20 protein-coding genes and 1 riboswitch are annotated in these 21,352 nt (G+C 68.6%); of the genes, 11 read left to right on the top strand and 9 right to left on the bottom strand.

Annotated elements, in window-relative coordinates:
• Nucleotides 1-47 precede the first annotated feature (47 nt).
• Both E2F48_RS13380 and E2F48_RS13375 read right to left on the bottom strand, forming a co-directional pair.
• Entirely contained in the window at nt 48-1,169 is a 1,122-nt protein-coding gene (locus tag E2F48_RS13380; RefSeq protein WP_133404455.1) for an ABC transporter permease, read from the bottom strand.
• Nucleotides 1,166-2,098, bottom strand: a complete 933-nt coding sequence (locus tag E2F48_RS13375) for an ABC transporter ATP-binding protein (protein WP_133404454.1) — start codon at nt 2,096-2,098, stop codon at nt 1,166-1,168. Before E2F48_RS13375 ends, E2F48_RS13380 begins: the two co-directional genes overlap by 4 nt.
• Before the next feature lie 214 nt (nt 2,099-2,312).
• Here E2F48_RS13375 and E2F48_RS13370 point away from each other — a divergent pair, with 214 nt between their 5' ends.
• Complete coding sequence (locus E2F48_RS13370; RefSeq protein WP_185149825.1) at nt 2,313-3,599, top strand: aspartate kinase; 1,287 nt, start codon at nt 2,313-2,315, stop codon at nt 3,597-3,599.
• Between the two features lie 85 nt (nt 3,600-3,684).
• On the opposite strand, the gene E2F48_RS13365 is transcribed toward E2F48_RS13370, so the two are convergent.
• From E2F48_RS13365 to E2F48_RS13355, 3 genes are all read right to left on the bottom strand, one after another.
• Nucleotides 3,685-3,924 (bottom strand): hypothetical protein, encoded by a 240-nt coding sequence (locus E2F48_RS13365; RefSeq protein ID WP_133404453.1) that lies wholly within the window; start codon nt 3,922-3,924, stop codon nt 3,685-3,687.
• A gap of 59 nt (nt 3,925-3,983) precedes the next feature.
• The gene (locus E2F48_RS13360; protein ID WP_133404452.1) at nt 3,984-4,196 is read right to left on the bottom strand and encodes a hypothetical protein; all 213 of its coding nucleotides are present in this window, start codon (nt 4,194-4,196) and stop codon (nt 3,984-3,986) included.
• A 124-nt stretch (nt 4,197-4,320) separates the two neighbouring features.
• Nucleotides 4,321-7,455 carry a S8 family serine peptidase gene (locus tag E2F48_RS13355; protein ID WP_185149819.1) on the bottom strand — a complete coding sequence of 1,045 codons (3,135 nt, stop codon included), beginning with the start codon at nt 7,453-7,455 and terminating at the stop codon, nt 4,321-4,323.
• A 223-nt stretch (nt 7,456-7,678) separates the two neighbouring features.
• Between E2F48_RS13355 and E2F48_RS13350 the strand changes: the two genes are divergently transcribed.
• On the top strand, nt 7,679-8,599 hold the full coding sequence (locus tag E2F48_RS13350; protein WP_133404451.1) for a 3-methyladenine DNA glycosylase: 921 nt from the start codon (nt 7,679-7,681) through the stop codon (nt 8,597-8,599).
• A gap of 4 nt (nt 8,600-8,603) precedes the next feature.
• Here E2F48_RS13350 and E2F48_RS13345 read toward each other — a convergent pair whose 3' ends face one another.
• Nucleotides 8,604-8,903 (bottom strand): hypothetical protein, encoded by a 300-nt coding sequence (locus E2F48_RS13345; protein WP_133404450.1) that lies wholly within the window; start codon nt 8,901-8,903, stop codon nt 8,604-8,606.
• Here E2F48_RS13345 and E2F48_RS13340 point away from each other — a divergent pair.
• The 4 genes from E2F48_RS13340 (at nt 8,893) to purL (ending at nt 12,774) form a co-directional block, all read left to right on the top strand.
• A complete protein-coding gene (locus E2F48_RS13340) occupies nt 8,893-9,216 on the top strand; it encodes a subtilase-type protease inhibitor (RefSeq protein ID WP_133404449.1) in 324 nt (107 codons plus the stop codon). The two genes, E2F48_RS13345 and E2F48_RS13340, sit on opposite strands and share 11 nt — an antisense overlap.
• A gap of 226 nt (nt 9,217-9,442) precedes the next feature.
• Complete coding sequence (gene purS / locus E2F48_RS13335; RefSeq protein WP_133404448.1) at nt 9,443-9,703, top strand: phosphoribosylformylglycinamidine synthase subunit PurS; 261 nt, start codon at nt 9,443-9,445, stop codon at nt 9,701-9,703.
• Complete coding sequence (gene purQ / locus E2F48_RS13330; RefSeq protein WP_133404447.1) at nt 9,700-10,488, top strand: phosphoribosylformylglycinamidine synthase subunit PurQ; 789 nt, start codon at nt 9,700-9,702, stop codon at nt 10,486-10,488. Before purS ends, purQ begins: the two co-directional genes overlap by 4 nt.
• 15 nt (nt 10,489-10,503) lie before the next feature.
• Nucleotides 10,504-12,774 carry a phosphoribosylformylglycinamidine synthase subunit PurL gene (gene purL, locus E2F48_RS13325; RefSeq protein ID WP_425455783.1) on the top strand — a complete coding sequence of 757 codons (2,271 nt, stop codon included), beginning with the start codon at nt 10,504-10,506 and terminating at the stop codon, nt 12,772-12,774.
• A 76-nt stretch (nt 12,775-12,850) separates the two neighbouring features.
• Here the strand turns inward: purL and E2F48_RS13320 are convergent, their stop codons facing one another.
• Nucleotides 12,851-13,486, bottom strand: coding sequence for a DUF1990 domain-containing protein (locus E2F48_RS13320; protein WP_133404445.1), 636 nt, complete (start codon nt 13,484-13,486; stop codon nt 12,851-12,853).
• A gap of 75 nt (nt 13,487-13,561) precedes the next feature.
• Between E2F48_RS13320 and E2F48_RS13315 the strand changes: the two genes are divergently transcribed.
• The gene (locus E2F48_RS13315) at nt 13,562-14,389 is read left to right on the top strand and encodes a DUF1206 domain-containing protein (protein ID WP_133404444.1); all 828 of its coding nucleotides are present in this window, start codon (nt 13,562-13,564) and stop codon (nt 14,387-14,389) included.
• 9 nt (nt 14,390-14,398) lie between these two features.
• On the opposite strand, the gene E2F48_RS13310 is transcribed toward E2F48_RS13315, so the two are convergent.
• A complete protein-coding gene (locus E2F48_RS13310) occupies nt 14,399-14,815 on the bottom strand; it encodes a CoA-binding protein (protein WP_133404443.1) in 417 nt (138 codons plus the stop codon).
• A 310-nt stretch (nt 14,816-15,125) separates the two neighbouring features.
• Between E2F48_RS13310 and E2F48_RS13305 the strand changes: the two genes are divergently transcribed.
• The 4 genes from E2F48_RS13305 (at nt 15,126) to acs (ending at nt 19,933) form a co-directional block, all read left to right on the top strand.
• On the top strand, nt 15,126-15,938 hold the full coding sequence (locus E2F48_RS13305; protein ID WP_133404442.1) for an ABC transporter ATP-binding protein: 813 nt from the start codon (nt 15,126-15,128) through the stop codon (nt 15,936-15,938).
• 199 nt (nt 15,939-16,137) lie between these two features.
• The gene (locus E2F48_RS13300) at nt 16,138-17,175 is read left to right on the top strand and encodes an aliphatic sulfonate ABC transporter substrate-binding protein (protein ID WP_133404441.1); all 1,038 of its coding nucleotides are present in this window, start codon (nt 16,138-16,140) and stop codon (nt 17,173-17,175) included.
• On the top strand, nt 17,172-17,987 hold the full coding sequence (locus E2F48_RS13295) for an ABC transporter permease (protein ID WP_133404440.1): 816 nt from the start codon (nt 17,172-17,174) through the stop codon (nt 17,985-17,987). The genes E2F48_RS13300 and E2F48_RS13295 overlap by 4 nt, the downstream gene beginning before the upstream one ends.
• A complete protein-coding gene (gene acs / locus E2F48_RS13290) occupies nt 17,978-19,933 on the top strand; it encodes an acetate--CoA ligase (protein WP_425455780.1) in 1,956 nt (651 codons plus the stop codon). The genes E2F48_RS13295 and acs overlap by 10 nt, the downstream gene beginning before the upstream one ends.
• A gap of 112 nt (nt 19,934-20,045) precedes the next feature.
• Here the strand turns inward: acs and E2F48_RS13285 are convergent, their stop codons facing one another.
• Nucleotides 20,046-21,140: an NAD(+)/NADH kinase gene (locus E2F48_RS13285; protein WP_133404439.1), complete on the bottom strand. Its 1,095-nt coding sequence runs from the start codon at nt 21,138-21,140 to the stop codon at nt 20,046-20,048.
• Nucleotides 21,141-21,247: 107 nt separating this feature from the next.
• A riboswitch (SAM riboswitch) is annotated at nt 21,248-21,352 on the top strand.

Genomic DNA, 21,352 nt, shown 5'->3' with positions numbered 1-21,352 from the left:
CCCTGCCCCGAGCCGTTCCTGCGCGCAGGCGCCGGAACGGCTCGGGGCTAGGCAATCCGGGTGCCCTGCGCCAGCCTCCCCGCCGGCGTCCTCAGCCGCCGGTATCCAAGGAGGAGCAGGCCACCGGCCAGCAGGGACTGGAGCACCAGTCCGAGCGGCCAGATCGGGGAACCGCGCCCGACGTCGCGCGGCTCTCCCAGCGATTCCTCGCAGGTCACCTCAAGGTCCGGGCCCGCCTGCAGGGTCCGGACCTGCTGGCTGATGCTCTCCATGACGCCCGGTGGACGGGTGCCGCCGGCCACGTACGCGAAGTCTCCCGACCCGCTGCGGGCGTAGGGAACGGCGTCGGCCACGACCACGAATGGATTCGCCGCCAGCAGCCAGGTGATCCGCTCGGTGTGCGGCACAGGCTGACGGATGGTCTCCGTGACGCACTTGGAGGGGTCGACAGCGGGAAGCTCCCCGTCGGGGCCCACCGCCGGCATCGGTTCGGTGTGGTTGTAGTAGGAGGTTGTCACCTCGGCTTCCTCCAGCACGAGCGCCGTGCTGAGCCCGAAGGTGATGAGCGTGCCCAGCGCCAGCAGCGCCACGAGCATGTAGGTGGCGACGATCGAGAACAACGGCCGGTTGGCGATTGAGGAAACGCCGACGCCGATGGCGCAGACGAGGCCCAGCTCAAGGGCGAGCATTCCCAGCGAAACGAACGCCTCGGAGGCGGGCACGCCGCCCAAGGCCAGCGCCCAAAAGATGAAGGGGGCACTGAGCAGCAGGAAGGCGAGGGAGCCGACCCAGGAGGCCAGCCACTTACCCGCCAGCAACTGACCCGGAGTCAACAGGGTGACCTGCAGGATGGCCAGGGTTCCGGCTGCCCGATCACCGTTGACGGCATTCGCCGAGAGCCCCGGCGCCACCAGCAGGCCGAAGAACAGCACGAATCCGACAACCAGGTCGAAGAGCACCGCCCCAATGCCCGTGATGGTTCCCATGGTGGCGGTGGCGAGGAGGAAGACCGCCCCGATCACCACGAACCACACGGCGAGCATGACGTACCAGGCCCGGCCGCGGAGGCGCTGGCGCATCTCAAGGCCAAACACCGTCCCGACGGCGGCCCGGCTGGATAGGGTCCGTTCGTCCGCCAGCTGCGGCGGCTGCTGCATTTTCACGCTCATCGTCTGTCCGTATCCAGGCTCATATAGGTTTCTTCGAGCGCGCCGCCGGCCGGCGCGAAGGCGGTGACGGCCACGTCCGCCAGCACGAGGGTTCGCAGGAGCCACGCCGCCTGCTGGGTGCTGTCGAGCATCACCTGGTACTCGAGCCGCCGGGAGTCCCCACGCTCCTCGAACCGCATCCCGTGGCCGGAGAGTTCGGCGGCGAGGGCGCTCATCGGTTCGGCCTGGATGTTGTAGCGCCGCACCTGGTTTCCGGCCTCGTCAAGGGTCTGGCTGCGGACCGATTCGCCCCTGCTGATAAAGACGGCGCGGTCGGCAATTTCATCGAGTTCGGACAGCACATGGCTTGAGACAACAACCGTCTTGCCTGCCGCGGCAAGGGTCCGCAGCAGTGTCCGCAGATCCACCCGGGATCCGGGGTCGAGGCCCGATGCCGGTTCGTCAAGGAGGAGCACCTGCGGGTTATGGATCAGGGCACGGGCCAGGCTGAGCCGCTGCTGCTGGCCGCGGGAGAGCACGCGCGCGGGCTGGCGAGTGTACTCGGTGAGGCTCACCGTTTCAAGCAGTTCATGGGCGCGGGCGGTCCGTTCCTCCGGACGCATCCCGTAGAGCGCCCCGGTGGTGGTGAGCACCTCGAGCGCCGAGAGGGAGTCCCACCTGCCGAGGGAATCGGGCATCCAGCCGACGAGCCTGCGCACCCCCTGCGGGTCGGCCACCGGGTCGATCCCACCCACACGCACCGAGCCGGAATCTACGGCAAGGAGCGATGCGAGGATCAGCAGGAGGGTTGTCTTGCCGGAGCCGTTGGGTCCGATCAGGGCGGTTACTTCACCGGGTGGGGCCTCGAAATCGATGTGCCGGACGGCCTGCACCGAGCCGAAGCTCCGTGCGGCGGCGTGCACAACGATTCCCCCAAATTCGTTGGTCATCCCGTGACCCTATGCCACCCGGCGTCGAATCGGTGGAGGTGCGCAAAGTTATTTTGCGGGCCGTCCATTTCGGTCATGCAATTGGAGGGCCGCTTCGGCCCGCCGCTAGACTGGCAGCGTGTGGCACTCCGCGGGCGAGGGCCGGCCCGGCCGCCGTGCCGTGCACCGAAGCGCCGCACTGCAGCAGATTCCGACGATGTCAGTGAGCGAGTGCATGAGCCTTCTAGTCCAGAAGTTTGGTGGGTCATCGGTAGCGGACGCCGAGGGAATCAAGCGCGTCGCCCGGCGGCTCGTGCAGTCCCAGGCGGCCGGCAACCAGGTGGTCGCCGTGGTGTCCGCCATGGGCGACAGCACCGATGAGCTTCTCGACCTTGCCGCGCAGGTCTCGGAGACCTCCGACCCCCGCGAAATGGACATGCTCCTCAGCGCCGGAGAGCGTATCTCCATGGCGCTGCTGGCCATGGCGATCCACGGCCTCGGCTCGTCCGCCCAGTCCTTCACGGGCAGCCAGGCCGGCATGATCACCGACGCGATCCACGGCAAGGCACGCATCATCGATGTCTCACCCCACCGGATCCGCACCGCCATCGAAAAGGGCGACATCGCCATCGTGGCTGGCTTTCAGGGCATGAGCCGGGAGAGCAACGACATCACGACGCTGGGCCGCGGCGGCTCCGACACCACCGCCGTCGCCCTGGCGGCCGCCCTGAATGCTGACGTGTGTGAGATCTACACCGACGTCGACGGCATCTACACTGCCGACCCGCGAGTTGTACCGTCCGCCCAAAAAATCGCTACGATCTCCAGTGAGGAAATGCTCGAAATGGCGGCCTCCGGGGCTAAGATCCTCCACCTGCGCAGCGTCGAGTACGCCCGCCGGTTCGGGGTTCCCCTGCACGTGCGGTCCTCCTTCAGCGACCATGAGGGGACCTGGGTCCTGCCCAGTCCCGACGACCAGATCAAGATTCAAGAGGGAGAACCCTTGGAACAGCCAATCATTTCAGGTGTCGCACACGACCGCTCGGAGGCCAAGGTCACCGTCGTAGGCGTTCCCGACATTCCGGGCAAGGCTGCGGAGATCTTCGGGATTATCGCGGGCGCCCACACCAACATCGACATGATCGTGCAGAATGTCTCGACCCACGGCTCGGGCCGCACCGACATCTCCTTCACGCTGCCCATCGTCGATGGTGCGCAGGCCCTCGCAGCCTTGGGCGAAGCGCAGGCGGGAGTCGGCTACGAGTCCGTCGAGTACAACGAGCAGATCGGAAAGCTGTCGCTGATCGGCGCCGGCATGCGGTCCAACCCGGGGGTATCCTACAGATTCTTCAAGGCGCTCTCGGACGCCGGCGTGAACATCGACATGATTTCCACGTCGGAGATCCGGATCTCGGTGGTCACGAGCGCCGAACTGCTCGATACAGCCGTCCGGGCGGTCCACGCGGCCTTCGAGCTGGACGGCGAGGCAACCGCGACCGTGTACGCGGGCACCGGGCGCTGACGCCCGGCCCGGAGGTCCTGAACCCAGCCAGCTGCTCCCAACCGCACCGTCTTGAGCCGGGCGCGCCGGGCTTCTTGCCGCGCCCCTACGTCTCGTCGGTCGGCCTCCGCACCGCGTAGTGGTGGCCTTCCGAGTCCTCCATCATCTCGATGCCGGCCAGCTGCTTTTCGCTGAGGTCCTCGGCTGCGTCGTGTCGATGGACAACCGGCGTTTCCGATCCGGTGCGGTCGGCGGGGCCGAGGAACAGTCGGACAAATGAGTCGAGGCGGCTGTAAGGGGGGCGCCGGACCCGGCGCCGCTTCTCTGGTTCCGGAAGATTTTCCATGATGCACCTTCTTTTGAGGTACATCTCATTTTACGCCGGGGCGGTGCGGAAAGCGCCGGTCAGGAGGGACGGCGGGGAACGATATACGTCGAGCCGTCGGCCCGGGTGATCGTCTCCCACTGGTCGGCCTCGGACTGCCTTTGCTTCAGCAGTTCCTGGTTTTCGGCAGTCATCGGATGGTCGAGCGAACTCGACTGCGCCGGGCCGAAGAAGGCCCGCGCCCGGCCGGTGAGGCGCATGAAGCGCTCGATGAAGCCTTCTCGGTTCGACATGCCGTCCCTCCTGGATTTCTGCTGTCTCCGGTATTTTCCCACGGCCGGTCCAGAAAAAAGGCAGGTGGGGCCGGCGGCCGAAGCCGCCGCCCCCACCTGCCGGTGGTTCGGCACTACCGCCCGGTCAACGGAGGGTCGAACCTCCCACGGCCGGTGCGGCCGCGGCGTCTTCGACGAGGACCGGGGAGCCGGCCGGCGTCACCCTGGTGGCACCGTTGGCACCCACCTCGAGGCTCACGGCCGTCGAACCGGCGTCTCCGAAGAACACCCGTCCCACGTAGCTGCCCGGCTCGAGGCCGGTCCAGGACAGGGTCACCGTGGACTCCTTGCCGTTCTTGAACTGGATCGGGTCCGGGGAGACCTTGAGGTTGCCCTCGTCACCGCCGAGCACGACGGCGTCGACGGTGGCCTTGGTGGGCCGGTTGTCGGGGCTGCTGTAGAGGTTGGCGATGACCGTGTAGGTTCCCGGGGCCGGGTTGTTCAGCAACAGCGACTCGCTTGCCGACGCCGTCGCTGCCGGGATTTCCCCGCCCGACGGAGTGATGACAAACAGGTCGAAGTCGGCAGTGGGATCAGCCGAATTCACGGCGAACCGGGCCAGCGAGGTACCCGCGGGAACCTCGACCTCGGTCACGCTGTTGCTCGCATTGGCGGTCCCGCTGGCGGGGCCGGGAACCAGTTCGACGGCGGTCCTGTCGGCCTTCGCCAGCCCCTTGACGGAGAGGTCGACGGTGCCCGTCGTCCCTGCCGTGACGTTGAAGGTTCCGCTTCCGGTTCCTGCCGCCGAAGCGAAGGAAACCGCAGCAGGTATCACGGCGGTGACCGGACGAACGGCGATCGGTGAGGTCACCGTGGCGCCCTTGGCTTCGGTCCAGGTCAGCGAGCCCATCGCGAAGGCGTCAAGCGCCGCCGACTTGTTCTCGAAGGTCACCTTGAAGCTCTTGGACTCGCCTGCGGCGGCGAAGTCGAGCCGGGCGGGGGACACCTTGGTGGAGATGCCTGGGAGGTTCACCGCGGCGGTGTAGCTTCCCGGCGCGGTAGCGGTGACCGTGCGGGTCACCGTGACCTTCCCGGTCAGCTTGCCGACCGCGATCGAGGGAACGTTGACGTCCTTCGCCCCGACAACCTGCGGCTTCCGGAGACCCAGCGGAGCGCCGAGGCTCTGCAGGAAGCCGTTCCAGTGTGCGGCATCCGCGTCGTACACGAGCCCGGGGCTCAGCATCGCGGCGGGGTTCACATGGCCGGCGCCGACGGCGAAGACGTCCTTGTTGGCCGCGCCCTCCTCAGTCAGAACATCACCGGCGGTGGTCATCAGCGCCGACTTCACGGCGGCGGGGGACCAGGCGGGGTTCTTCGCCAGGACCAGGGCGCCGAGTCCGGCGACCTGAGGGGCAGCCATCGACGTACCGGAGAGGAATCCGAAGTTTTCCCCCGTGCCGACCGGCGAGACCCCGGCCAGGACGTTGACGCCGGGAGCCGTGATGTCGGGCTTCAGGAAGTCCGAGTTCACTGCCAGCGACGGTCCACGCGAGGAGAACGCAGCGATCTGAGGGTCCTTGGGAGTGGGAAGGCCCGTGGTGTCCTCATCGACGAGAGCCGCGGTGAGCGCGGGGTTGGCCTTGAGCTTCTCCTTGATTTCGGCACCGTCGATGTGGACGGTAGGCACTGCGTGGAGGTCAAGGTCGAGCGACCCGGGCACCACGTTGACGAGGATCATGCCCACGCCGCCTGCCTTCTCGACGGTTGCGCTCTTGAGCACCCGGTCGACCACGCCGCGGTCGCAGACGACGATCTTGCCCGTCACCTTGGCGGCGTCGAGGCTGTCCTTCTTGCACAGCGCAGCATCGGCGACTGCGACCCCCGCGGCTGCGGCATCGGCCGCAAGGACGACGGCGGTCTGCGGGACCTCGCGGTTCATCACCGACGTGCCGCGGTACTTGGTGCCGTCGGAGAGTTCGACGGTGCCCTGCAGCTCATGGGAGAACGTGCTTGCGGCCACCGTGGTGAGCCATGGGGAGCTGTGGTTCACGGTGCTGGCGGTCGGACCGGAGTTGCCTGCCGAGGTGGAGACGAAGATCCCCGCCGAGGCGGCCGAGAGGAACGCGAGCGCCACCGGGTCGGTGGTGGAGTTGTTGTTGCCGGAAATGGAGTAGTTGAGGACGTCCACCCCATCAAGGATCGACTGCTCGATCGCCTCGACCGAGGACGAGCTGTAGCAGCCTCCCGAGTTGGGGTCCTTGTCCTCCCAGCAGACCTTGTACACGGACACGGCGGCAGCGGGGGCTACGCCGGCGCCCTTGCCGAAGCTCCTGCCGTCGACGGTGGCCTCGACGTCGGCGTTGCCCGCTGCGGTCGAGGCGGTGTGGGTGCCGTGGGAATCCACGTCGATGGGGGAAATCCGCTCATCGGGTGAGCGGTCCTCCGCGGGCACGGAGCCGAGGAAGTCCTCGGCGAAGTAGCGCGCGCTGAGGACCTTGGAGTTGCAGGCGCTGCCGTCGAACTCCTGGCCGGTCTGGCACTCGCCCATAAAGGTACTGCCGTCGGCCTTCAGCATCGCAATCTTGCCGTCGGGGGTGAGGTAGGGCTCGCCCACCACGGGATCCCCTTGGAGCGGCTTGGGCTCGGCGCCGGTCAGGAAGGCGTTCTCCGGGCGGTACCCGGTGTCGATGACGCCGACGACCGTACCCTTGCCCGCGTTGGCGGCTCCACCGAGCTGGGTGGCCCAGAAGCCGTCCTCGCCGGTCAGGCCCAGGAAGTCTGCGCTTGAGTAGTCGGGGCTGTTCTGCGTATCAGGCGCGACGACGTAGACGTTCGGGTTCTTGGAAAGCAGCGCCGCCTGCTCGGCGGTGAGGTTCGAGGTGAATCCGTTGAGGGCCGTGGTGAAGGACTTGCCGACCTCCGCGTTGACCGCGGCCGCAACATCCGTCTGGCTCTTCTTCAGCCGGGCCTCGTAGGCGCGGGCGTTCGGGGACTCCTTGGTGAGCTTTTGGCCCTTGCCCGGCTTCGTTGCCGGGATACCGTCGGCACCGCCCTCGTACATGGCCAGGGGGTGTTCCTTGAGGACGACGATGTAGCGTCCATCGGTGAAATTCGATGGGGAAACGCCTGAAAGCTGCGTTGAAGCCTGCGCGGGCACCTGGGCCGCGAAGACGGCGGGGGTCACAGCCGCAGACGACATGAGGAGCGGCACCCCCAGCACGATCGCCGTGACGCGGCGGAGCCGTGGGCTCCGCAGTCCGGCTTGTCCTCGTTGGATCATTGGAAGAAGAGCCTTTCATTCAATGCGGGCTCGGCGGGAGTAACCGGGTGCCCCTCATGCTGTGGACTTCCGCCACCGGATCCCCATCTGTGACAGGAGTCACAAACGCCACAGCAGTATTAATTTACCCGAGGCAACACTCACTTGGATAGCAAAAGAAATCACTTTCCCGGCGTGGCTTGACAGGACGCCCGACACCGTTGCTGAGGCTGATAATAGAACTATGGCGCCGGTACCCCAAGAAGTCCACGAGCAGGAGGAATGGCTCCCCCAGCAGGAGGAGTATGCTGCGCGTGTCCGGCGCTTCACCGAGCCCTATCTCCAGCGCCGATCCGCCGGGGAAAAACACCCGGTTGAGGACTTCCTCTTCACCTACTACAACCACAAACCCGGCCAGCTGCTGCGCTGGCACCCCGGAGCCGGCACCGCCCTCCGGGGCCCGCTCGCCGCGGAGCGGCGACACTGGAAGTACTACACAACCCTTCCCGACGGAGCCGTCACCGTGGACCTCGACGCCTTCCTCACCGAGCGGGCCGAGACCCTGGACTTCGTCCGTGTCATCCTCGCCGGGACCCTGCGGCGGCCGGGCCAGTTCGGCTGTTTCGGACTGCACGAGTGGGCCATGGCGTATAAGTCGGAACTGAACGGCGTCCGTCACGACTACCTCGGCCTGCGCCTCGGCGCCGACGGCACCGACGCCGTCGTCGAGGAATCACGGATCCGCTGCTCACACTTCGATGCCTTCCGCTTCTACACCCCGCAGGCCGTCCCGCTCAACGAACTGGCCCCCACACGGGAGAATCAGCGCCACCTCGAGCAGCCCGGCTGCCTCCATGCCAATATGGACCTCTATAAATGGGCCTACAAGCTCAGCCCCCTCCTGCCAAGCACCCTGATTCTCGACTGCTTCGAACTGTCCTGGCGCATCCGGATCCTCGACATGCAGGCCTCCCCGTACGACCTCAGCAGCTGGGGTTACCCACCGGTCCGCATCGAGACGCCCGAAGGCAGGGCCACCTACGTCCGGGAGCAGCGCCGGTTCTCCTCCGAATCCCAGCAGCTGCGCTCCCGGCTCCTGGAGCACCTTGACGCCGCCGGGGCCCTTTCCCGCCCGATCACCGCTCCGGACGGAGGCACCCCGTGAGGCTTCATCTGGCGGCGACGGCCACGGCCCTGCTCCTTGCCGCACTCACCGGCTGCACCGGCGGTGCCGGCACGGACGGCGACGGAACCACCGCTGCTCCATCGACCACTGCTCCATCAACCACACCATCAACCACTCCGCCGACGTCGTCCGCTCCCGGCTCCGCTGCGCCCACCCCGGGCCCGTCCGCACCCGCCCCGCCATCCACAAGCCCGAGCCCGACTCCCACGGAGGCACCGACAGTGAGCCCGAAAACCCCGGCACCGCCGCCATCAGCCAGTGGAACGCGCCTGATGGTCACCATTCAGGAGTCCCCCGAGGCTGAACCGGTCGAGTACATCCTCGAATGCGTCGAAGGCCGGCCCGGCCCCGGCACGTCCCTGCCCAATGCCGAGGCCGCCTGCACTGTCGTATCCCGGCTCGGGGTGAAATTCTTCACGGCCATCCCGGACAAGAACATTGTGTGCACGGAAATCTACGGCGGGCCGCAGACCGCCTCGATCACGGGCAGCGTCGACGGCAAGCCCGTCCGGGCGCGCTTCGCCCGAACCAACGGGTGTGAAATCTCCCGCTGGGACGCCGTCAAGGAGATCCTCGGCACCGGCGGGGCTTTCTAGAACCAACCGCTCCCTACCCGGCCTCCCTCTGCCAGGCCTCTCCCTGCCAGGCGCCCCGGCGCCCGGTTCGGGCCCGGCACCCGGGGCCGGTAGACTGAAGGGGCAAGCTCGCGGAGCGCCGGACCTGTCGACCCCTGGTCCACCCGGCGTGAGACGGCACTTCCGGGCCCCTGCATTTAATGCTGGCACCCCCAGCACTTGCCGCTTCACTCACAGGAGTTGCCGGATGCCCCGGATCGTTGTTGACGTCATGCCCAAACCCGAAATCCTCGACCCGCAGGGCAAAGCCATTGCAGGCGCGCTCCCCCGGCTCGGCCTTACCGGTTTCGCCGGTGTCCGCCAGGGCAAGCGGTTCGAACTCGAAGTCGCCGGGGAAGTCACCCCCGAACTGCTCGAGCAGGCCCGCAGCGCCGCCAGCACGCTGCTGTCCAACCCGGTAATCGAAGATGTGACCCGCGTGGAGGTCATCCAGGAGGACGCCGAGTGAGCGTCGAAACCCCCCTGATCGGCGATTTCCAGCCCTTCCCCTCGGCCTCAGCCGAGGGAAGCCTCGCCGGGGTACGGGTCGGCGTCGTCACCTTTCCGGGCACCCTCGATGACCGGGACGCGATGCGGGCCGTGCGCCTGGCCGGCGGGACCGCCATCTCCCTCTGGCACGGCGATCACGACCTCCGGGGAGTCGACGCCGTCATCATCCCCGGCGGTTTCTCCTACGGCGACTACCTCCGCGCCGGGGCGATCTCCCGCTTCGCGCCCCTGATGGAGCAGATCACCGCGGCGGCCACCGGCGGGCCGGGCGCGCTGCCCGTCCTCGGCATCTGCAACGGCTTCCAGGTCCTCACCGAGGCACACCTGCTGCCGGGCTCGATGATCAAGAACAACTCCCTCCACTTCCTGTGCCGCGACCAGCGGCTGCGCGTCGAGAACGCCGACACCCTGTGGACCTCCGATTACGCGGCCGGCGAGGAGATCGTGGTGCCGCTGAAGAACCAGGACGGACAGTTCGTCGCCGACGAGCGCACCCTCGACGAGCTCGAAGGCGAGGGCCGCGTCGTGTTCCGCTATGTGAGAGAGAACCCGAACGGCTCGCGCCGCGACATCGCCGGAATCTCAAACGCCGCAGGCAACGTCGTCGGGCTCATGCCGCACCCCGAACATGCCGTCGAACCCGGCTTCGGCCCCGACTCCTCGGCCCGCGGCGAGGTCGACCTCCGCGGCGGCACCGACGGCCTCGGCATCTTCACCTCGGTACTCAAGAAACTGGTTGGCTAAGTGACTGCAGAGACAATGTCCAAGAAGTTCAATATCGACACCGTCGCCAACGCCGAGGCAACCCCCGGCCAGGCGCTCCCCTGGGCCGAACTCGGGCTGAAGCAGAACGAGTACGACCGCGTCGTCGAGATCCTCGGCCGCCGCCCCACCGGCGCCGAACTGGCGATGTACTCGGTGATGTGGAGCGAGCACTGCTCCTACAAGTCCTCGAAGGTCCACCTGCGCCAGTTCGGCGACAAGGTCACCGACGCCATGAAGGAACACCTGCTCGTGGGCATCGGCGAGAACGCCGGCGTCGTGGACATCGGCGACGGCTGGGCCGTGACCTTCAAGGTTGAATCCCACAACCACCCCTCGTTCGTCGAGCCCTACCAGGGCGCAGCGACCGGCGTCGGCGGGATCGTCCGCGACATCATCTCCATGGGCGCCCGCCCGGTCGCCGTCATGGACCCGCTGCGCTTCGGCGCCATCGACCACCCCGACACCGCGCGCCTGGTCCACGGCATCGTGGCGGGCATCGGCGGCTACGGGAATTCCCTCGGCCTGCCCAACATCGGCGGCGAAGTCGTCTTCGACTCCTCCTACCAGGGCAACCCGCTGGTGAACGCGCTCGCCGTCGGCGTCCTGAGGCACGAGGACATCCGCCTCGCCAACGCCTCGGGCGTAGGCAACCGGGTCGTCCTCTTCGGGGCGCGCACCGGCGGGGACGGAATCGGCGGGGCCTCGGTCCTCGCCTCCGAATCCTTCGACGACGCCAAGCCCTCGAAGCGCCCCGCCGTGCAGGTGGGCGACCCGTTCGCCGAGAAGGTGCTCATCGAGTGCTGCCTCGAACTGTTCAAGGCCTCGGTCGTCGAGGGCATCCAGGACCTCGGGGCGGCAGGCATCTCCTGCGCCACCTCCGAGCTCGCCTCGAACGGCGACGGCGGCATGCACGTCGAACTCACGAAGGTCCTCCTGCGCGACCCGACCCTGACCCCCGGCGAAATCCTCATGTCGGAGTCCCAGGAGCGGATGATGGCCGTCGTCACCCCGGCCAATGCCGCGGCGTTCGAAGCCATTATGGACAAGTGGAACGTCGAGTACTCCTGGCTGGGCGAGGTCACCGACACCGGCCGGCTGGTCATCGAATGGGACGGCGAGACCATCGTCGACGTCGACCCGCGCACCGTCGCCCACGACGGACCCGTCTACGAGCGGCCCTACCACCGCCCGGCCTGGCTCGACGGCGTCCAGGCGGACTCCTTTCAGGGCTCCTCACCGGACCTGCGCGCCGCGGTGCTCGAACTGATGTCCTCCCCCAATATGTGCTCGAAGGACTGGGTCACCAACCAGTTCGACCGCTACGTGCAGGGCAACACCGCCCTGGCCATGCCCGACGATGCCGGCGTGATCCGCGTCGACGAGGCAACCGGCCTCGGCGTCGCCCTCTCGACCGATGCCAACGGCCGCTACTCCTACCTGAACCCGTACGAGGGCGCCCGCCTTGCCCTGGCGGAGGCCTACCGCAACGTTGCCACCTCCGGCGCCAAGCCGCTGGCCGTCACCGACTGCCTCAACTTCGGCTCCCCTGAGGATCCCGAGGTGATGTGGCAGTTCGCCGAATCGGTGCGCGGACTCGCCGATGCCTGCCAGGAGCTCGGCGTGCCGGTCACCGGCGGCAACGTCTCGCTCTACAACCAGACCGGGGGCGTGGCGATCCACCCGACGCCCGTGGTGGGCGTGCTGGGCGTGTTCGACGACGTCGCCCGCCGGACCCCGTCCGGCTGGCGCGAGGACGGGCAGGCCATCTACCTGCTCGGCACCACGCGGGACGAACTCGACGGATCCGAGTGGGCGAACCTGCGCGGCCACCTCGGCGGCACGCCGCCGGTGGTTGACCTTGCGGCGGAGAAGACCCTCGCCGCGGTGCTGGTCAACTCCTCGCGTGACGGCATGATCGACGCCGCGCACGACCTCTCCGAAGGCGGCCTCGCGGCCGCCCTCTCCGAGGCGGCACTGCGGTTCGGCGTGGGGGCGCGCATCGGCATCGACGAACTGTGCGAGCGCGACGGCATCGACCCGTTTACCGCGCTGTTCAGCGAGAGCCAGGGCCGTGCGATCGTCAGCGTTCCCCGCTCGGAGGAGGTGCGCTTCAACGACATGTGCACCGCCCGGAACTACCCGACGCTCCGGATCGGCGTCGTGGACACCGAAAACTCCGCTCTCGACGTGCAGGGCCACTTCACCCTGCCGCTGGACGAGCTGAAGGAAGCGCACGAGGGAACACTCCCCAGGCACTTCGCCTAGGGACAGGGCTCTTTAGAAGGCAGTACGCGGGCCGGGACCGGAGGCGAACACCGCCTCCGGTCCCGGCCCGCCCTGCTTAACCCCCGAGTGCCAGTCTCCGGGCCGCCCGCACATACCGGGCGGTGACATACCGCTGCACCAGCCGCAACGCCGGAGCCCCGAGCCGATAGAACGCTGAGGCCGGGACGCTGTAGGCACTCACCCGGAAGATCAGCTTCCCGTCCGGGGTGAGCTCGGCGTAGAACCCCTCCTCGCCGCGCACCGGGTGGCCCTTCCGCGTGCCATAGCCGAACCCTGCCCGCTGACCCGGCACCGGCTGGCCCGACCCGTCGCGGAGCACCTCCCGGGACCACAGCACCGTGCTCGGGGCCGGCAGGCGGAGGGGACCGACCCCCAGGGCCGTGCTGACCTCGGCTCCGGGAAGGGCCCGCGGGGCGGTGGTGTCCACCCGCAGGCCCGCACCGCGGTGCAGCCCCCAGGTAAGGATCCCCTCGGCCAGGGCCTCGAATGCCACAGCCGGGTCCCCCGCCTCCAGCGGATACGCCCCCACCGCCACCCGGTAGTCTTCCGGCCAGCCGCCGGTCATCGGCTCGGGAAAGGGGCGGTCCGTGCTGCCCTGCTCCGCATAGCTCAACCCGTCCATCCGCCCCTCTCCCACCCGCCGTCCGGCCCCGCCGGAGGGAGCCGCTGCTTCGAGCGTAGCCGGTTCCAAGTCCTCCTCAACCGGCACCGCCGGAGGCCCGCAAAAGTGGGAGGATGGTGCCACACACCGGCGCAGGAGGAAATCATGGGCGAGGCAAAACGCCAGGCAACCAAGGCGGCCGACGCCGCCGAGGACGTTGCCGACTCAAAAGGGTTTCAGCTGGCCGCGCGTGCCGGTTACATCGCGGCGGGGCTGCTTCACCTGCTGATCGGCATTATCGCCCTGCGGATCGCCACCGGTGGATCGGGCAAGGCCGACCAAAGCGGGGCGCTGCAGCAGCTGGCGGGCGGGCCGGGGGGCAGGATCCTCCTGTGGGCCTGCTTTCTGGGCTGTATCGCACTGGCGCTGTTCATGCTCAGTGAGGTCTTCTTCGGCGCGAAACAGGCCAGCGGCAATGAACGGACCAAGGAGCGGCTGAAGTCCGGCGGGACGGCGGTTGTGTATGCGGCGCTCGGCGCCGCTTTTGGGCGCTACGCCCTCGGCGGGACGAGTGACAGCGGACAGTCGACCCAGTCGGCCACCGCGTCCGTGATGTCCCACCCCGCCGGCGCGGCCCTGTTGATCGCCATCGGGTTGGGCCTGCTCGCCACCGCCGGCTACTTCGTCTACAGCGGGATTACCAGGAAGTTCAAGAAGAACCTCTCCCGGCTTCCCTCCGGCGAGGCCGGTTCGGCGGTCGTCACCCTGGGTCGGGTAGGTTATGTCGCCAAGGGCATCGCCCTCGCGGTTCTCGGTTTCCTGCTCATTCTGGCGACCGTCCGGAACAATCCGGAGGAGTCGACCGGGCTGGACGGAGCCCTGAAAACCCTCGCCGGGCAGCCGTTCGGCATCTGGATCCTGGGCGCCGTCGCCGTCGGCCTGATCTGTTACGGGCTGTTCCTGATGGTCCGCTCGCGCTACCAGCGCATGTGAGCCGCCCCGTCACAGACCGAAGCGGGGACTCTCGGTGACCGGGCAGGTGTCCATCACGACGTCGAGCCCGGCGTCCTTGGCGCGCTGCGCGGCCGCCTCGTCGATGACACCCTGCTGCAGCCACACCGCCTTGGCCCCGACGGCGATCGCCTGGTCCACCACGGCGCCGACCCGGGTCGAGTTCACGAAGCAGTCGACGACGTCGATCGACCCGGGAACCTCGCCGAGGGTTCGATAGCCCTTCTGGCCGTGCACGTCGTCGCCCTTGAGGCTGACCGGCACGATCTCCTTGTCCAACCGGTCCATCAGGAACCGGGAGACCCCCAGCGCCACCCGCCGGGGATTGTTGGAGAGACCGACGACGGCCCACCGGCCCGGCCCGCTCAGGAGCCGCCGGATCACCGCGGGATCATTGGAGTGCTTCACCGTTGTCCTTCCCTTCCGTGGCCTCAAGCCTATGCGACCCCCCACGGTGCGGGAGCCGTCAAGGGGACCGGCGCGTGTCTGTTTATTACGGGGAAGATTTGCCGCCTTCGAAGGGATGGGCGTTTAGTGGTGCTTGACCATCCCGAGCGGCTGAGAGACCTGGATCGATGAAGCCGCAGCAACCCTGGTTGTCCGTATCCCCCTGATACCGGGCAATAACGAGGAGCAGGCCGCGGGTGCCGGGCGCCGAAGGGCGCCGGGCTAGGGCCTGATCCGTAGGGTGCTACTGCCAGGATCGATGGAGACTTCTATGACTGCTGTTCTGGCATCTTCGACAACCGCCGACCCGCGCCGCAGGCCGCCCCTTGAGGTGAGCTTCAGCCGCCTGGGGCGCAGTTTCGGCACCTCAAGCGACCGGCGGGTGGTGCTGCGGGACGTCACCGTGGACATCCGGCCCGGTGAAGTCCTCGCAATCCTCGGCACCAGCGGCTGCGGGAAATCGACGCTCCTGCGTGCTGCGGCGGGCCTCGACACCCCCGACGCGGGCAGCGTGCTGATCGACGGCACCGAAGTCCGCGGCATCGACGAGCGCTGCGCCGTTGCCTTCCAGGAACCCCGACTGCTGCCCTGGCACACGCTGCAGGCCAATGTCGCCATCGGCCTGCCCAAGTCCTCGAGTGCAAGCGCCGGCAAGGCCAAGGTCGCCGAACTGCTGAAACTCGTCGGCCTCGACCGCTTCGCGAAGCACCGCCCCCGGGAGGTCTCCGGGGGAATGGCGCAGCGGGCCTCGCTCGCGCGCGCCCTGGCCCGCACCCCCGGCGTCCTGCTGCTCGATGAACCCTTCGGCGCCCTCGACGCGCTGACCCGCCTCAAGATGCAGGACCTGCTCCTCGAGATCCACGCGGCGCAGCCCACAACGGTGCTGCTGGTGACCCATGACGTCGACGAAGCGCTCCAGCTCGCCGACCGCATCCTTGTGCTCGGCAGCAGCGGCGATGGGCCGGGGTCGACGGTGAAGGACCTGATTCCCGTCCCCGGGGCCCGGCCCCGTGACCGCAGCTCCCGCGAACTGGCCGAGCTGCGCCGGAACCTGCTCGCCCTGCTCGGCGTCGCCGCGCACTGATTGCCAGGCTGACCGGAAGGGCTGATCGGACGGGCTGACCCGCCCGCCTAAGGTTCCCCTCCGGTTCCGCCCTACACTTCTCAGCGCACCCCCGCCCTGCCGTACCCCGCTTCAGCCATACCCTCCTCAGGCCGCACCCTCCTACGGCTCTATGCCGCACTTCTCCGCTCCCCCATTCCGCACCCACCGAAGGAACTGCATGACCCGCCTTACCCTTCTCCGCACCGCCTCCGTTGCCGCAGCCCTGTCATTGGGACTGAGCGGGTGCATGGCCGGGGAGAACACCTCCACCGGCAACAACGCAGCCGAGGCCGCCACGACAGGCGGCACGCTGAACATCGACTTCGCGACCTACAATCCACTGAGCCTCGTGATCAAGGAACAGGGCTGGCTTGAGGAGGAGCTCGCCGACCAGGACATCACGGTGAACTGGGTCCAGTCCGCCGGCTCGAACAAGGCCAACGAGGCCCTGCGGGCCGGGGCGATCGACGTCGGATCCACCGCGGGGTCGGCGGCGCTGCTGGCACGCTCCAACGGTTCGCCGATCAAGACCATCGAGATCTACTCGCAGCCGGAGTGGGCGGCACTCGTCGCCTCCCCCGATTCGGGAATCACCGCGGTGGAGGACCTTCGCGGCAAGTCGGTCGCGGCCACCAAGGGCACGGACCCCTACTTCTTCCTGCTTCAGGCCCTCGAATCCGCGGGAGTCGATCCCGCCGAGGTGACGGTGCAGAACCTCCAGCACGCCGATGGCCGGGCGGCCCTCGCCAACGGCGCCGTGGACGCGTGGTCCGGACTCGACCCCATCATGGCGGCGGCCGAACAGGACGGCGCCGAGCTGTTCTACCGGAACATCGATTTCAACAGCTATGGGTTCCTCAACGCCACCGAGAGCTTCCTCGAGGAAAAGCCCGACGTCGCCCAGACCGTCGTGAACGCCTACGAAAAGGCCCGCGAATGGGCCTCGGACAACCCCGAGGACACGGCGGCGATCCTCGCGGAGGTCGCCGCGATCGACCCGGCGGTCGCCAACTCCGTGATCCTCGAGCGGACCAACCTTGACGTGGATCCGGTGCCCGGGGACGCCCAGCGGGAGGTCCTCGAAAAGATCGGCCCGGTCTTCGTCGAGTCGGGGGATGTCAGCTCCCAGGACCAGGTCGACTCGGCCCTGGACTCCCTGTTCGATGACTCGCTGGTGAAGAAGGCCGACGCCTCCGCCGTCGGGGCTTCCTCATGACAGCGCCCACCACGCCGGCGGCGGTACCGGCGCGGTCAAGGAGCCGCGGCACCGGCACCGGCCGGCGGGTGCGGACTACCCTGCTGGGGCTGATCGTTCCCGCGCTGCTGCTCGGGGCCTGGCAGGTCAGTTCGGCGACGGGTGCTTTCACCGCCGTCCAGCTTCCCCCGCCGGGCGCCGTCGCGGCCGCCGGGGCCGAACTTCTCGAGCGCGGCGAGCTCGGCGTCCACCTCGGCATCAGCACCCAGCGCGTCCTGCTGGGCTTCGCCGCCGGAGGGGCGCTGGGCCTGACCGCGGGGGCGGTGCTGGGGCTCTCGCGCACGGCGGATGCCCTCCTCGGGCCCACGATCGGCGCCGTGCGCGCGGTCCCGTCGCTGGCCTGGGTTCCCCTGCTGATCCTGTGGATCGGCATTAACGAGGACTCGAAGGTCACGCTGATCCTGATAGGGGCGTTCTTCCCGGTCTTCACGACGGTGTCCCTCGCGCTGCGCCACGTCGACCGGAACCTCGTCGAGGCGGGCCGGGCCTTCGGACTCACCGGGTTACGGCTCCTCACCACCGTCCAGCTGCCCGCCATCATCCCGGCGGTGTTCTCCGGACTGCGACTTGCCCTGGCCCAGTCCTGGCTGTTCCTCGTCGCCGCCGAACTCATCGCGGCCTCCATGGGCCTGGGTTGGCTGTTGAGCGATTCGCAGAACAACGGCAGGGTGGATCGGATCTTCCTGGCCATTGTGCTCCTCGCGGTCCTCGGCAAGACCACCGACGCCCTCCTGGGCCTCGCCCAGCGCTGGGCGGTGCGGCGGTGGGCGTGAGCGCGATCGATCCCCGTGCCGTCGCGGCGGCGGACCCGGATCTCGATCTGGATCTCGACACCGACCGCATCCGCTTCTGGGAGGAGCAGGCCCGGCGCCTGCACTGGGAGGCGGGCTGGCACACGGCTCACACCTTCGAGCGTGCCCGGCCGGGCCCGGACGGCGGGCTCTCGGTGCCGCGGATCGAGTGGTTCTCCGGCGGTCGCCTCAATGTCGCCGCCAACTGCGTCGACCGGCATGTTGCCGCCGGCCACGGTGCGCGGACGGCAATCCATTTCGAGGGCGAGCCGGGCGACCGCCGGAGCGTCTCCTACGCCGAACTGCTCGAGGAGGTAAGCCGGGCGGCGAACGCCCTGCTGGCCCTGGGCATCGGCAAGGGGGACCGGGTGGTGATCTACCTGCCCGTGCTCGTCGAGACGGTCGTCGCCGCCCTCGCCTGCGCCCGGATCGGTGCGGTCCACTCCCTCGTCTTCGGCGGGTTCTCCGCCGAGGCCCTGCGCTTCCGGGTGCAGGACACCGGGGCGAAACTGCTCATCACCAGCGACGGCCAGTTCCGGAGGGGAACCGCCGTCCCGGTCAAGGACATCGCCGATACCGCGGTCGAAGGAATCACAGGCCTCGACTCCGTGCTCGTGGTCCGGCGCACCGGCTCGGACATCGCCTGGACCGCCGGACGCGACGTCGACTGGCACGAGGCCCTCGCGGCCGCTTCGCCGGAGCATTCCCCCGAGGCGTTCGACGCCGAAACCCCGCTGTTCATTCTGTACACCTCGGGCACCACCGGCCGGCCCAAGGGGCTGCTCCACACCTCGGGAGGCTACCTGACCCAGGCGTCCTGGAGCTTCCAGCACCTCTTCGGCCCGCCGGACGGTGTGCGGCGGGACGGCGAGGTCCACTGGTGCACCGCGGACCTCGCCTGGGTGACGGCCCACACCTACGTGCTGTACGGGCCGCTGTCCAACGGCGCCACGCAGGTCCTCTTCGAGGGGACACCGGACACCCCGCACCCGGGCCGGCACTTCGAGATCATCGACCGCTACCGGGTCACCAGCTACTACACCGCGCCCACACTGGTGCGCGCCCTTCGCTCCTGGTTCCCCGAAGGCGTCCCGGACTCCTACGACCTCTCGAGCATCCGCGTCCTCGGCACCGTCGGTGAGGCCGTCAACCCGGCGGCGTGGCACTGGTTCCGGGACCGGCTCGGCCGCGGCACGGTGCCGGTGGTCGACACCTGGTGGCAGTCCGAGACCGGTGCCGCCGTCCTCTCCCCGAGCCCGTCGGACTCCGCCTTCAAGCCCGGGTGCGCCGCCCGGGCCCTGCCCGGCGTCGGCACCCGCATCGTCGACGACCAGGGCGTCACCGTGCCCGCCGGCGTGCCCGGGCTGCTGGTCGTGGACCGTCCCGGCCCTGCGATCGCCCGCACGGCATGGGGTGACCCGCGCCGCTACCTGGACTCCTACTGGCGCACATTCGCCCGCCAGGGCTGGTTCCTGTCCGGGGACGGCGCCCGCTACGACGACGACGGCGACACCTGGATCCTGGGCCGGGTCGATGACGTCATCAACGTCTCCGGGCACCGGCTCTCGACGATCGAGATCGAGTCGGCCCTCGTCGCCCATCCGCTGGTCGGCGAGGCCGGGGTCTGCCCGGTGGCCGACCCAATCACCGGCCACGCTATCGCCGCCTTCGTAGTGCCCGCGCCCGGCGCGTCCGGTACGGCCGGCATCGAGGAAACGCTGCGCCGGCACGTCGCGGCCCGGATCGGCCCGGTTGCCCGGCCCGCCGCCGTCGTCGTGGTGAAGGACGTGCCCAAGACGCGCTCGGGAAAGATCCTGCGCCGCGTGCTGTCCGAACTGTACGAGGGCAGCCCGCTGGGGGACACCACCTCCCTGCAGAACGAGGAGTGCCTGCCCGGCATCGCCGCGGCACTCGCTGCCCGCCGCTGAGGGCACTCCCCCGGTGAGCCCACCCGCCCCGGTGAACTTTCCCATCGAGACTGCACCTCACCACGCTTCACCGATGCGACAGGGTGGTGAGCTGCAGTTTCGACGGGGCCGGCTAGCGGTCCAGCGGCTCCACCCGCGGCCACGTCCACGCCTCAAGGGCCGGGGTGGGGATGTGCACGTGTTTCATGTCATCCGGTTTGGGCGTGCTGGGGATGTGCGCCACCGGCGAATCGCCGTCGGCAGCCGCGGCCGCGGCGTCGACGAGGCCGAACCGGTCCCGGACCCGGCCGAAGAAGTCCGGTTCCTGCAGCCGCAGCATCCGCACCTCGGTGGGCCGGGCGTAGACCGACACCCAGTCCCCCGGGTCGAGGACTCCGACGATCCGTCCATCGATGGACATCGAGACCTGTCCGCTGCGTTCGAGCACCCGCACCGAGACAAGCTCGTCGGCGGCGACGATCAGGCTCCGGTCGAAGACCATGTGCGCGGCAACCGGGGTGAACACCAGGACCTGGGCACGGGGCGACACCACCGGACCTCCCGCCGCGAAGGAATAGGCCGTCGAACCGGTCGGCGTGGCGATGATGAGCGCGTCGGCCGAGTAGGAGACGAAATGGCGGGACCCGACGTAGACCGCCACGCTGGCCTGCCGGTCGCGGGTCAGTTTTTCGAAGACGACGTCATTGAGTGCGGTGACGTCCATGCCGATGCCCCAGCCGGTCTCCTGCGCGGCGTCGGCGCGGACCTCGGGCGGCTCCGTCGTCGGCCCCCGCTCATAGTGAAGCAGTGCGCCGAGTTCCTTCGGAATCCGCAGCGGCCGGCTCGAGCGCATGGTGAGGGTGAGGCGATGCTCTTCAAGTGCCTCGTTCGCCATGACCGCATTCAGGGCTTCGATCAGGTGTTCCGGTTCCACCTCGGTGAGGAAGCCCACCCGGCCCACATTGACGCCCAGGATCGGGGAGTTCGAGGCCTGCGCCACCGCAACCCCGCGCAGGAACGTACCGTCGCCGCCGATGGTGATCACGAGGTCGAACGTCCCGGGCGGGGAGTGCTCGATCCGCAGGTGTCCGTGTTCGTCCGGGGACCAGACGTCGATCTCTGCGACGTCGATGCCGTTCTCCCCGGCCCAGGCCGTAAGCCCCTTGGCAGCCTCGATGGCCCGCCGCTTGCCCCCGTGCACCACGAGCCCCAGCCTGCGCAATTCCACCGGCAGCTCCTTCGAATCGTCCGCGTGAGCAAACCTTACCCGCAATGCCGCGACCCGCGACGACACATTTCTTGGTCCCTGCGCCGCGTCCCTGTCAGACTCGGGGGGAACCATCCCGAGCGGCCGAGAGATCTGGCTCTATGACGCCGCAGCAACCCTGGCCAGCGCCGACAGCGCTGACAGTAGGGTGCTACCGCCAGAATCGATGGAGG

This window comes from Arthrobacter crusticola, from assembly GCF_004357995.1.
Taxonomy (GTDB): domain Bacteria; phylum Actinomycetota; class Actinomycetes; order Actinomycetales; family Micrococcaceae; genus Arthrobacter_D; species Arthrobacter_D crusticola.
The sequence above is the reverse complement of the archived record's forward strand: the minus strand, read 5'-3'. Positions and strand labels throughout refer to the sequence as shown.